The 12,794-nt window shown below is 44.2% G+C and carries 12 protein-coding genes; 3 read left to right on the top strand and 9 right to left on the bottom strand.

What is annotated here, in order from left to right; all coding sequences use genetic code 11:
- Positions 1 to 136: 136 nt before the first annotated feature.
- The 6 genes from FQ608_RS21195 to FQ608_RS21170 form a co-directional block, all read right to left on the bottom strand.
- A complete protein-coding gene (locus FQ608_RS21195; protein WP_158860492.1) occupies positions 137 to 991 on the bottom strand; it encodes an FkbM family methyltransferase in 855 nt (284 codons plus the stop codon).
- Between the two features lie 27 nt (positions 992 to 1,018).
- On the bottom strand, positions 1,019 to 2,806 hold the full coding sequence (locus FQ608_RS21190) for an ABC transporter ATP-binding protein (RefSeq protein WP_158860491.1): 1,788 nt from the start codon (positions 2,804 to 2,806) through the stop codon (positions 1,019 to 1,021).
- 126 nt (positions 2,807 to 2,932) lie between these two features.
- The gene (locus FQ608_RS21185; RefSeq protein ID WP_199856438.1) at positions 2,933 to 3,808 is read right to left on the bottom strand and encodes a hypothetical protein; all 876 of its coding nucleotides are present in this window, start codon (positions 3,806 to 3,808) and stop codon (positions 2,933 to 2,935) included.
- A gap of 387 nt (positions 3,809 to 4,195) precedes the next feature.
- Positions 4,196 to 4,378 (bottom strand): hypothetical protein, encoded by a 183-nt coding sequence (locus FQ608_RS21180; RefSeq protein ID WP_158860490.1) that lies wholly within the window; start codon positions 4,376 to 4,378, stop codon positions 4,196 to 4,198.
- On the bottom strand, positions 4,371 to 4,532 hold the full coding sequence (locus tag FQ608_RS21175; RefSeq protein ID WP_158860489.1) for a hypothetical protein: 162 nt from the start codon (positions 4,530 to 4,532) through the stop codon (positions 4,371 to 4,373). Before FQ608_RS21175 ends, FQ608_RS21180 begins: the two co-directional genes overlap by 8 nt.
- Positions 4,533 to 4,770: 238 nt before the next feature.
- Positions 4,771 to 5,283, bottom strand: coding sequence for a winged helix-turn-helix domain-containing protein (locus FQ608_RS21170; protein WP_158860488.1), 513 nt, complete (start codon positions 5,281 to 5,283; stop codon positions 4,771 to 4,773).
- Between the two features lie 624 nt (positions 5,284 to 5,907).
- Between FQ608_RS21170 and FQ608_RS21165 the strand changes: the two genes are divergently transcribed.
- From FQ608_RS21165 to FQ608_RS21155, 3 genes are all read left to right on the top strand, one after another.
- Positions 5,908 to 6,048 (top strand): hypothetical protein, encoded by a 141-nt coding sequence (locus tag FQ608_RS21165; protein WP_158860487.1) that lies wholly within the window; start codon positions 5,908 to 5,910, stop codon positions 6,046 to 6,048.
- 39 nt (positions 6,049 to 6,087) lie between these two features.
- Entirely contained in the window at positions 6,088 to 6,291 is a 204-nt protein-coding gene (locus FQ608_RS21160) for a hypothetical protein (RefSeq protein ID WP_158860486.1), read from the top strand.
- A gap of 401 nt (positions 6,292 to 6,692) precedes the next feature.
- Positions 6,693 to 7,064 (top strand): hypothetical protein, encoded by a 372-nt coding sequence (locus FQ608_RS21155; RefSeq protein WP_158860485.1) that lies wholly within the window; start codon positions 6,693 to 6,695, stop codon positions 7,062 to 7,064.
- 792 nt (positions 7,065 to 7,856) lie between these two features.
- Here FQ608_RS21155 and hslU read toward each other — a convergent pair.
- The 3 genes from hslU to lon are packed head-to-tail and all read right to left on the bottom strand — an operon-like array spanning position 7,857 to position 12,747.
- The gene (hslU, locus tag FQ608_RS21150) at positions 7,857 to 9,242 is read right to left on the bottom strand and encodes an ATP-dependent protease ATPase subunit HslU (RefSeq protein ID WP_158860484.1); all 1,386 of its coding nucleotides are present in this window, start codon (positions 9,240 to 9,242) and stop codon (positions 7,857 to 7,859) included.
- Positions 9,243 to 9,263: 21 nt separating this feature from the next.
- Positions 9,264 to 10,316 (bottom strand): type IX secretion system protein PorQ, encoded by a 1,053-nt coding sequence (gene porQ, locus FQ608_RS21145; protein ID WP_234364314.1) that lies wholly within the window; start codon positions 10,314 to 10,316, stop codon positions 9,264 to 9,266.
- The gene (gene lon, locus FQ608_RS21140; RefSeq protein WP_158860482.1) at positions 10,261 to 12,747 is read right to left on the bottom strand and encodes an endopeptidase La; all 2,487 of its coding nucleotides are present in this window, start codon (positions 12,745 to 12,747) and stop codon (positions 10,261 to 10,263) included. The genes porQ and lon overlap by 56 nt, the downstream gene beginning before the upstream one ends.
- Positions 12,748 to 12,794 lie beyond the last annotated feature (47 nt).

Here is a 12,794-nt window from a genome sequence, read left to right as displayed (position 1 = left end):
TTTATATTATTAGACGATTCGATGCTACTAACCAAGATGATTTTTAGTGCAATATTCTGCTATACAAAACTTTACTATTTCAATATTCGATAACAGGTCGTCAGAAAGGGAAACATTAGGGTAAGCTAAGGAAGAACTAACCCGTATGATAAACCGGCAGAAATCTGGGGGCCTTGTAAAGGAAATTCAAAATAGTTGGAGCTGATTCAGTTCCTTTGTCTGGTGATTTTTCATCCAGCGTATACCCTATCCCTTTAAATATGCTCTCCAGTAAAATACGTCCAGACGGACTATCCGCGGAGGGGTGATATTCGACAATATACTGCTTGGCGTTATGGATCTCTCCCTGATCGGCAATTTCGCCAATAACCTGCTCCTCCGCCCCTTCTATATCCAATTTCACCAAATCAATCTGGTTTCCTCTTAGATAATCGGAGAGCTTATGGGTAGATACTTTTGCTCTGTCAACTTCCGAATCATGCATCAGTGAGGCATTTAGTAGGGAAATGCATGGTGAATAATGCAGGTTACCTTCTCCCGATTCGGCAGATAGGGCCGCTGGAATAAGGGTGATTTGGGAAAGCTTATTTTCCTTAATATTCCGTTCCAAATATACCAAAGCGGCAGGGTTTGGCTCTATAGCTACTATATGGGCTTGTGGATACAGGTATTTAAAATACAAAACACTAATCCCAATATTTGCTCCGCCGTCTATGATCTTGGGAGCAGTTTTTTCACTTTCGAAATAATAGATCCCATCCACAAAAATCTCCAGCACCAGTTGTAGCAATAACTGGGGATCAGGCGCAAACATGGTAAATCCAAAACCACGTTGGATAACCGGTTTGTCTGCATGGTATTTTGATTTTACAAGCAACTGCATCAATAACCAAAACAACCCCAAGCGTTCCACCCAACCAAAATGTGGATTTCCTACGCTTTTTCTTGCATAGGCGAGGGTGTAGGTAAGGAAATTTACTAGGGAGTTCAAATCAGTATATTTTGAGATTGGAATATTTCAAAACTCCTGCAATTCCACCATTTTTTTAAAAGACCCCGAATGCTCAAACAGGTCTTGAAAGGTACCGGCCTGCTGAATACGCCCGGCTTGAAGCAATAGAATATGGTCTGCGTTTTTGACTGTGGATAATCTATGCGCTATGATAACGATGGTGTATTGGCCCTTTAGGGCTTCGATGTTTTCCTGGATCACCCGTTCTGTTTCGGAATCCAGGGCAGAAGTAGCCTCATCCATCAGCAGAAAGTCCACCTCCTTATACAGTTCACGGGCGATGGATATACGCTGCTTTTGACCACCGCTGACCATAATGCCATTTGTCCCCAAGAGGGAATTTGTCTGATCGGGAAGCCCTTCGACAAAGGCCCATACCGCAGCCTTCTCCAGGGCAGCTTGGCAGCGCTGCCGATTTTCCGGCGTATCCGCATCCCAGAAGGTAACATTGTTATATACCGTATCACTGAATATTACAGGTTCCTGGGTAATATACCCGATTTGCCTTTGTAAAGAGTTACGGTCCAGTTCCCTCATGGCCACCCCATCTACCAGTATTTCGCCTTTGTCTGGAAGTGCCAAGCCTGCCATCAAGTTCATCAGACTGGTTTTACCCGAACCGCTTTCACCCACCAAAGCGAGGGTTTGATTTTTGGGAAGATTAAAGCTGATATCATTCAATATTACTGTTTCATTGTAGGAAAAACCCACATTGCTGAATACCATTTCCTTTTCAAAACGATCCAGCTTTATCTTACCCTGCCTGTCTTTACCGGATCTTAATTCGGCTATAAACTCCTTTAGATTTTCCAAGGAGCCATGGTAAGTCAACAGACCGTTCCAGGATGTTTGCAGGGAAGTTAGGTAGGTAAGGGCTCGGTAGAAAAACAACAGGCTAAGGATAATGGCAGAAAGGCTACCACCAAGAAGTTGGGTTTCTATCAAAATCACACCAACAACGATAATAACGATCAGTGGTTCACGGAAGCCATGAATAGCCGCCCCCATTAGTCCGATTTTTTTTACACTTCTTTCAATATCACTGATTTTGTGTTTTAGCTTTTTGCCGAACGTTTCGAGTGATCCGGTGGCTTTGAGGTATTTGAAAAAAGCTACTTTCTGGATAAGTAACCCCTGGAAACCGTGGTTTAAGCTTGTTATTTTTTTGGAGTAGCCTTTAGTTTTTTTATACAGTTGCGAAAATAGCAGGTTGGACAACAAGCCACCTACCATAACCAACAGCGTAAATTGAATATTAACCGTCAGCGCTAAAATGGTATACACAAAAACCATGGCTCCGGCCTGCACTACGTTGGAGTAAAAAGACAATGCACCTACTACCCGCTCCATTTCTCCACTGAGTGTGTTTTGAATCTTACCGGAATCGGAAAGTACAAAGGACTTGTAGCTATAGCCCACAATTAAGTCTATATTTTGATAGCGGAGTTTTTGGATAAAATACTGGCGAACCACTACCTTATAGTAGGTTTCGACAAATTTAAAGACCCCCTTGATTCCAAAAAACACCACCATCATCAGTAAAACAGACAGGATGGTAAGGGGAATACCCGCAGCTTCCAAACCATCTACCAGAAAGCTAAGCTTTCCCAATCCTTCTCCCGTTCCTTCTCCGCCGTCAAGCATTTGCAGCAGGGGAAGAAACATCGTCAGCCCCAGCCCGTCCATCAGTGCCACCCCCATACTTAGTCCGAAGGAGATCAGCAAGCGATGTCCCAGAAACCGGTAAAAGTAAGAGAAATAATAGAAATATTTTTTGACGAATTTCTTAAGCACGAATCTAGCTAATGAGTGTTAAACGTTAAATGGCATTTACCTGCGCTTGCCCATAAGGGGAGGACAGCGCACGGGATTGCTCATTTAGGGAATACATTGGAAATACGTCAAGTAGATGTGAGGACTCTAGTAAGTGTTTTCGAATAAAAATTCGGTCGCATGTGTATTGGTGAGTAATCGATAGGTCGCTGCTTCCACCGGTTTTCCCCCAAAGCTTTCTTTCCATTGGACAAGTCCTTGGTTGATATCCCCAGTAGCTGGAATATGGGAAACCCCCATATTAAAGTAGGCTTTATCCGGAAAAGCTGCTTCAATTAGCCAGCTAACAAGCATATCCAGACATCTGAGAGATTTGCCCAGCGAGCTAGCAGCGATATATTGTAAATGAGCCGTAGTATCAGTCTCAAACACCACAGCTCCACCGAGCATTTCCCTGTTCTTCATGACGGCAAAAAAGTGAATGTGACTTGGACACCGTTGCTGCAATTTCTCGATTTCTACTAAGCTATGCGTGGGTGATACCCGGTGTCGGTCCATTAGATTTGGAACAAGGATTTTTCCCCAAAATGTCCTTAGATCAACAGAACGGGTCATTTCCAGCCCATTCCTTTCCGCCTGTCTTTTTCCCCAGCGCTTGCCCCTGTCGGAAACTTTATATGGCAGCGGTGTACAGTGGTGGGTTACACTAGCAATTTTTCTTGCTCCTAGATTTAATAAACCTGCGTGCAGGTAGTCTTGGGATCCTCTGGCGAAGAAATCCGGAACCATCCGCACTTCTACTTGGGTGAGGTTTTCATCCGAATAATAGGCTAAAGTTTCAGAGATAATTTCCCCGATTTCTTGCTCCTTTAACCCCTTGACCAGGATCCACCCTGCATAGGTAAGGCCCCGGTGGGAATAGACGGTGTTTCCCTCCTGTTCGGCGGGAAAGATGGCCATTGGCTGTCCCTTTTTATATAGAATAAGCGAGGCATCCGTGAACCGATCCCCATGGTATTCCATAAATTCCCTTCGATGCAGAAAAGTGCCGTTCAGGCTGCTGTCCAGTACCGTGTTCCAGTTTGCTTTTCGGGAAGGGGAGTAGGGTAGGGCTACGATTTCCTTTGTTGATTTCAGATTTATGATTTGGGATTGAAGATTTATGATTTTAGATTTCAGATTTGGGATTGAAGATTTGGGATTGAAGATTTTAGATTTAGTATTACTTGAATATCGTTATTTTGTTCTTTTACAAAGCGTTATATATTCCAGGACAAGGTATATTAAGTGAATTTCGTATCCATTATCTTTGAATTTTTTAGGCCAATATAATGGAGTGGAATTAAAATTGGTTTCGTAACAAAAATCCATATTTCCAGAAATGGCTTTTTCAATCTGATTTTCCAATTCTTAAAAAGCCAAGTTATGTGCCATTTGATCCTGAAGATCTGATGGAAGAATATTTTGGTGAAATTTCAAAAAATACTCATCGTAATCAAAAGGCATCACTCCATCTTCGACCAACGCTTTGGAGTAAGAGGATTTCCCCGCCCCATTGCAACCGGCAATTATCCAAAGTTTGGATTTAGTCAAGGTTGAATTGCGGGGCAGGTTTCGGGTTTGTAATTAAAGTCCCGTCTTTTAGGGACTTTTCATATACCGCTATCTCCCTTAAAATTCGGGGCATTTCTTTTTTTAACCGAACTTCGGTCTTTTCAATTTCTTTCTTTTTCTCTTCTAGATTCATTTTGATTACTAAATTAAACAATTAAAGTACATTATTATTTCACCTAACACAGTTACTAATCGCTATCAGTTTAGGTTTTTTTGCCAGCATATTTGTGATCTCAGATTTTGGATTTGGGATTGAAGATTTGTGATTTAAGATTTAAGCCCAGTCTGAGGTTCACTTTTCACTTTTCACTTTTCTCTTTCAACCTCTTCACCCATAACTCATAACTCATCACCCATAACCCATAACTCATCTAAATATCAAACACCACCAACCCTTTTGGATTGGGGATGGGTTCGGAGTCGAGGACTTCTACGAGGACCTTACGTTCGATTTTTTCCTCGGCTTTTTGGATCAGAAACTTTAAATAGTCAAAGTTGATGTCCTTGCCTATCAGTAGCAGTTCGATAGTGCCGGAATCTATTCCCTGTGCGTAATCTCCGAGGATGATGGCCTTTTTCACGTTTCCCAGGTTTTGAATCACCACCTCAACCAGCCGGTCAAACCCCAGGTATTTGGCCACGATGCTGCGGATTTCCCCGAACAGGGGATGCTTATTGTTGGCCTGGTAGCTTTTGGTTTTTCCGTCCGGCTGCGACACCAGCAAGCCCGCCTTGGAAAGCCGGTTAAGCTCTACCCGTACCGAATTGGTAGACTCGTTGAATTCCTCGGCAAGTCCGCGCAGGTATCCCTGATTGCCTTCGTTTGCGAAAAATTTTATTAATAATTTCACGCGGGTTTTGGAGGTGATCAGGGAATCTAGCAAAGCAGGTGGGGAATTCGTAAAACTGAGGAGCTGAGAAATAAGTAAGCGGAAGCGGCTGATTTAGGTCGATTTACCTTTTTTGGAATATAAAGAACAGATGCATGTATGGGAAAATTATCTATGGGGTTGCCCGTCTACAGCTTCGCCCCCTCACCCCCATTGTATGAGTAACAAATTTACTCGTTTGGGATATATATCCAAATTTTTATTTAAAAATGATGGATTTTGGATATTTGCTGATATTGATGGATACTGGATATTCACTGATATTGATAGATATTGGATATTCATTGATATTGAAATATGGTTGAAATATGGCCTATGGCCGAAATATTTGAGAATTGATATTAGTGGATACTCGATATTTTTGGATATTAAAAAGGTAGAAATATAGTAGAAATTCAAATGGGTTATGGGTTATGAGTTATGAGTTGACCATTGACCATGCCTAAAAAATATTGACCGTTTACTGCTACTTTTAACTCATAATACTGCAGAGGTTACATCTGGATTCTGAGCTTTTAGTTTGGCTTGAATGAATGCTAATCCATTTTCATTTTTGATTATATCCTAGCACGGGACCCCGGCAGGGGTCCAACTCCTCAATAGCCGTGGGTGAAACCCATGGACCAGGAGGATCAGGTAGGTCGCGTTTTGGCAGCGGAGATGGTTGAGGTGCCATTCCCCTCCCACCAAAACCCAAATATATTAATCTCTGCCATCCCCTCGCTTGACAAACTCGTTATCGATACCAGATTCTTATGAATTTGTCGGAGGGATGATAATCTTCGGTTCCGAAACAAGATGCTGTACCAACCGCGCAGGGGTTTTGGCGGTAAGGCGTCTGCAGAATTGACGGTTTTTGCGGCCAAAACACCGGCTATACGTAATTCCTTAACCCCCGGGTTGAAACCCTATTTCGCCCATCCCTACGGGATTTTTTTGGATTTTGTTTTGGTGGAGACTGGGCATCTGTATCTGCAGCTCGCTGATTTACAACAAATTTGAGAATTTTGATTATAGCTGGTCGCTTTTTTTAGCCCCGTTAGGGGTGTAATCTTAGTAGCCTGGGGTGCAGCGTAGCGGAGCCCCAGGACATGGATGATTCGTTCGGTTTCGTTTTGGCAGCGGGAATGGTTGAAGAAGCCTGCCTTTCCCGCCAAAACCCGAATATATCAATCTCTGCCGTCCCCTCGCTTGGAGCAATTCACCTTATCTGACGTCATATATCGCCCTCCCCTATGGGGATTTTTTTTTGGTGTAGACTAATTTGGAGGAGACTGATCTATATCCCGGAACGCTATGATTTGAAAATTTTTAATGTTTTCCTTGGTTAAAATCTCCAAAAAATCTATAACTTAATATAAATAAGGTCATTATCAACAACACTAACCCATTCAGATTCTCCCATGGACGGAATCGCACGCAATATCAACCCGTTCACCGACTTCGGATTCAAGAAGCTCTTTGGGGAGCAGGTGAGTAAAGAGGGAATACAAGAAAAAATATTTGCAAAGGTTATGGATATAGCGGAATTGGTCAATTTGGACAAAAAAGTACGAAAGGCTTACGAGGAAAGTCTGAAACACTACCGGGATCTGAAAAATGCCCTGGATTCGAGCGAAGCGAAGGGTGAAGCGCAGGGCAGGGAAATGGAGAAAAGGAATAGCTTTATCAATTTTTATAAGGCCGGGGTCTCAGTGGAAACCATTTCACAAGCAACGCAATTGGATATCAAAGCAGTAAAAGCAATATTGACGGATAGCGGGATTTTGGAATAAATTCAATCCGAATTAATTCTTTTTGACCCCACAAATGAAGGCTAACCCAATCTCTTTTAATTTTATCATAGCACCGGACCCCGGCAGGGGTCCAACTCCTCAATAGCCGTGGGTGAAACCCATGGACCAGGAGGATCAGGTAGGTCGCGTTTTGGCAGCGGAGATGGTTGGGGTGCCATTCCCCTCCCACCAAAACCCGGATAGATTAATCTCAGTCCTCATTATGTGGAAATTGCCCGCGGATTTCGGAGATTTACGCAGATTTTTTTGGAGGTTGGATCAGATGAGTTAGTTCAACACAAAAACAGCTTTAGTTCATTATTACCCTCAATTTTCTCGGGTCAGAAGATCCCAGCCCTAACGGGGCGCAATCATTAGCCAGGGGTGTAGCGACAGCGGAGCCCCTGGTATGGATCGAATATTTCGATTGTGTTTTGGCAGCGGGGATGGTTGAAGAAGCCAAACTTTCCCGCCAAAACCCGAATCTGTTAATCTCTGCATTCCCGTCGTTTAGACAAATCCGTATCAATACAGGAGTTGTTAGAATTTGTCCGTGGGATGGTAATAGACGGTTCCGACACGGGACGCTGTACCAACCGGGTAGGGGTTTTGGCGGTAAGGGGTGGAAGGTAATTAATGGTTATAGCGGCCAAAACGCAAGATAAACGTTATTTCTCAATCCCCGGGTTGAAATCGGTTGATGGGTTATTTGGTTATTTGGTTATAGTTATGAATTTCCCATTCTCCATTCGTAATTCCCAATCCGTAATTCGTAATTTTTAATTCGTAATTCTATAGAATATACTGCGACAGATCCCTGTTCTTAACCAATGAACTTAACCTCTCCGTGACCATCTCCTTGGTGATCATAATTTTGCTGTTCGGCCCGATGGTATCTGGAACTTCAAAAAGGAACTCATTGAGCAGGTGACTCATGACCGTATGCAAACGCCTCGCACCGATATTTTCCACCTCTTCATTGATGGTAAATGCCAGGGAGGCAATCTCCTCCATCGCATCGTCCGCAAAATCCAGAAATACCTCCTCCGCTTCAAAGAGTGCACTGTATTGCTTGGTCAATGCGTTTTTGGGTTCCTTGAGGATGCGGTAAAAATCATCCCGCGTTAGGCTTTGCAGCTCCACACGGATCGGAAACCTACCCTGAAGCTCCGGTATCAAATCAGATGGCTTGGAAACGTGAAAGGCTCCTGCCGCAATAAACAACACGTGGTCGGTATGCACCATCCCGTACTTCGTATTGACAGCACTTCCCTCAACGATGGGCAACAAATCCCGCTGTACACCTTCCCTACTGACATCCGGTCCTGAACCGCCTTTCCCAGATTTGGAAGCAATCTTATCGATCTCATCAATGAAGATAATTCCGTTATTCTCCGCAAGCCGGATGGCCTCTTCCTTTACCTCATCAAAATCAATCAGCTTTGAAGCCTCGTCTTCCATCAATATTTTGCGCGCTTCTTTGATGGTCACTTTACGCTTTTTGGTACGCTTGGGCATCATATTGCTAAGCATGTCCTGAATACCTGCCATACTGGCATCATCCATCATACCATTACCTATCATCCCTATACCCGAGGGGGCGGACTGCTTAACGTTTATTTCTATTCTCCTGTCTTCCAGCTCCCCATTTTTCAGCTTCTCCCGGAATTTCTCCCTAGTCCGCTCATTAAGCTCCTGCTCTGAGGCATTTTCGGGGTTGAAATTGGTGGATGTTCCGGTGGTGCTAAAACCTGCCCCTTTGACAGGAGGTATTAAGATATCCAACAGGACGTCTTCCACGATGACGGCTGCTTTTTCCTTTACTTCTTCGTTTTTGGACTCTTTGACCATGTTCACCGACTGCTCTACCAAGTCTCTAACCATGGATTCAACGTCCCTGCCCACATAGCCTACTTCCGTAAATTTAGAAGCCTCCACCTTGGTAAAAGGCGCATTGGCGATTTTGGCAAGTCGCCGGGCAATCTCCGTTTTCCCTACGCCTGTAGACCCTATCATCAGGATGTTGTTGGGCACAATATCCTTCTGCAGGTCCGATTTGACCATTAGCCTTCGAATTCTGTTTCGCAAAGCGATGGCTACGTTTCTTTTGGCATCGTGCTGGCCTATGATGTATTTGTCCAGTTCGGCTACTATTTGCTTTGGTGTCAAGTGATTCATCGTATCTGTTTTATGCTGAGGTTAAAACTTCCTCAACTCATTTAAGTTTGTACTTATTCCCATTAGATGGGTTCCCCCCGGCACATGGTAAAACATGCGGGAATATGAGAAAGCGAATTTCTTGGACGAAAACAGCAGACCTCCCGAAAAGCCTCCCATCCCCTGCCCCCCAATGGCGGCAAATTCCTTCCGAATGAGGTGGTTATATCCCGCTCTCAGTTGAACCGATTCATGGACTAAAAGCTCCGCTCCCAACACCACTCTACGGAAAATCCTTTCCCCAATTGCTTGCTCTTCCTGTGGAATGGCTAGAAAGGCGTCCGCATCTCCAATCAAATTCCGAACAGAAAGGTGAAACCTTATCGGCATTTCGGTTGCCTTGTAACTCGCACCTACACGTATGTCAGCAGGAAGGGAGAGTGGAACATCCTCGAAGTAATTTTTCAGGACAACGCCCACCTGCTTGGCTACTACAGCCAACACCAAGTCCTGCTGCGGATGACGATAAGTGACGCCAAAATCCATGGCCAGCGCATAAGCCTGATAGCTTTCCAGCACTGAGCCCAACAATTTGGCATTTACCCCATACCTAAACACGCCAAAGGATTTACCCAATCCTGCTGTCAGCGCAAACTCATTGGCGCTAAAGGTACCAAGTGGGAACCCCGTATCGTCAAAACCTTCAAATTCCCCGTAATTGAAGTATTGGAGACCAAGACTGATAGTACTTTCTATCGGTCCCGGCAGCAAGTACCCCAGGGTGGCCACTTGAATGTCTCCCGGAAAATTCAGGTAATGAAGTGAAATTTTTTTTTGATGCAGGGAATCGGATAAAGCTGGGTTCGAAAGAAACATCATCGGATCCCCCGTAGATGTCAGATTAACGCCACCCAAACCAGCCAAGCCTGTAAAGCTTGGCTGATTCAGAAAACCGAATGCTCGGCCTGAAGATTGGGCTAACCCCGGTCTGGATACCATGGCCAACAGCATCCCCAAGCAACAAACTATATGGCTTCCATTAACTTTCAATGGACTTTTGGTACGAAGACTCAAAGGTAAACTGTACCGACTCATCTACCAATTCATCCAACAATGCGATATCCAAAACTTCCTGTACATGCTCAACGAAGTGAAAGGTTACGCCTTTCAGATAAATATCCTCAATCTCATCTATATCCTTTTGATTCTTTTTGCACAGGATGATGTCCTTAATCCCGGCTCTTCTTGCGGCCAGGATTTTCTCCTTGATACCCCCAACAGGCATTACTTTCCCACGGAGGGTAATCTCACCAGTCATGGCCAATTTGGATTTCACCTTTCGCTGAGTATAGACCGATGCTATAGCTGTCAACATGGTAATTCCCGCAGAAGGTCCATCTTTCGGAACCGCTCCCGCAGGCACATGTATGTGCAGGTCATACTGATCAAATACCCGGTGATCAAGCCCTATTTTTTCCGATTTGGATTTCAAGTAGGAAATCGCCGTCATGGCTGATTCTTTCATGACATCTCCAAGTTGGCCGGAAAGGGTCAATTTTCCTTTTCCTTTGCTTAGACTGGCTTCAATAAACAATATCTCCCCGCCTACGGAAGTCCAGGCCAAGCCTGTCACCACGCCGGCTAGGCTGTTGTCTTGGTAAAGTTCTTTATCAAATACCTCCCCGCCCAGAATTTTGCGGACCATTTGGGGGGTTACTTTTTTCTTATACGGTTCCTCCATGGCAATGGACTTTGCAATATTCCGGATCACCTTACCTAACAAACGCTCTAAACTTCTTACCCCTGATTCCCGGGTATAATCGTCAATGACTTTGACAATGGCTTCCCTGCTAAACTGTATATCTTTGGCTTTGAGGCCATGGTCAGCTCGTTGTTTGGGGATTAAGTGCCTGATTGCTATTTCCACCTTTTCCTCCAGTGTATATCCAGTCACCTCGATGATCTCCATCCTGTCCCTCAGTGCGGGCTGAATAGTATCCAAGGAATTGGCTGTTGCCACGAAAAGCACCTTGGAAAGGTCATATTCCACTTCCAAGAAATTGTCCGTAAACGCATAATTTTGTTCGGGATCCAAAACCTCCAGAAATGCGGATGAAGGATCCCCACGGAAGTCAGAACTGATTTTGTCAATTTCATCCAGCACGAAGACCGGGTTGGACGACTTGGCCTTTTTCATGTTTTGGATTATCTTTCCTGGCATGGCACCTACGTAGGTCTTACGGTGTCCCCTAATCTCGGCTTCATCATGAAGCCCTCCCAGGGACATGCGTATGTATTTCCTACCCAATGCCCGTGCGATGGATTTACCCAATGAGGTCTTCCCTACACCGGGTGGGCCATAAAGGCACAGTATGGGGCCTTTGATGTCATTTTTCAGTTTGAGAACAGCCATGTATTCAATGATCCGCTCCTTCACCTTATCCAGACCAAAATGGTCCTTATCCAATATCCGCTTCGCTCTATGCAGGTCGAAGTTGTCGTTTGTGTATTCATTCCAGGGAAGCTCTACCATTACTTCCGCATAGTTTAACGCAATGGGATACTCCGCTGCGGATGGGTTCATGCGCAGGATTTTGTGGACTTCCTTCTGAAAATGCTTGGCCACTTCTACAGGCCATTTTTTCTTTTTCCCTTTTGCGAGCAGGTCGTCGATTTCCTTTTCTGACCCTTCTTCCCCCAGTTCCGTCTGCAACACTTTCATCTGCTGCCGTAGGAAATAGTCACGTTGCTGCTGATCGATATCTGTATGGACTTTCTTCTGAATCTCACTCTTCAGCTCCAGCATCTGAATGTCCTTCATCATAAATTCAAGCAGCAATGTCGCCCTTTCGATCCCCTCATTAATCTCCAATAGCCGCTGCTTGGATTCCACAGGCGCGTTGATGTTTGAAGACAAAAAGTGCGTCAAGAAAGAGGTACTGTCGATATTATCCAAAGCCACTTGGGCCTCCCGGGGTATTTCCGGATTGAGTTGAAGAATTTTAAACGCCGCTTCTTTCAGGGATTGCTCCAGTGCTTCAATCTCTTTGTTATCTGCCGGGAATGATTCATCGAGGTAATCTACCTTAGCCAAAAAATAGGGATCATCGGAAATCTCTTCCCGAATCTTAAATCGTTTTTTTCCCTGAATAATGATTGTGGTATTACCGTCCGGCAACACAATCATTTTAATAATTTTTGCCAATGTGCCCACCGAATAGATATCCGGCCATGAAGGGTCCTCCATGTTTGGATTCCTCTGCGCACATACCCCTATAAGTTTATCTCCTTTCTGAGCCTTCTTCACCAGGCGGATAGAACGCTGTCTTCCTACCGTAATCGGAATAACAACACCTGGAAATAAAACGGTATTTCTTACAGAAAGTATGGGTATTTCATCAGAAAAAAATTCTTCCTTGGTCGCAGATTCATCCTCCTCATCCGTAATCAGGTGAATGAGATCCCCTTCACCTGAATAATCACCCATCATTAACGATTGATATAATTGATTGCCGAAATTACTCATATAGTCAGTATGACATTGCTGATGCCAAATTTCATGTGTTTATTATT

This window comes from Lunatibacter salilacus (assembly GCF_009797935.1).
Taxonomy (GTDB): Bacteria; Bacteroidota; Bacteroidia; order Cytophagales; family Cyclobacteriaceae; genus Lunatibacter; species Lunatibacter salilacus.
The sequence above is the reverse complement of the archived record's forward strand: the minus strand, read 5'-3'. Positions and strand labels throughout refer to the sequence as shown.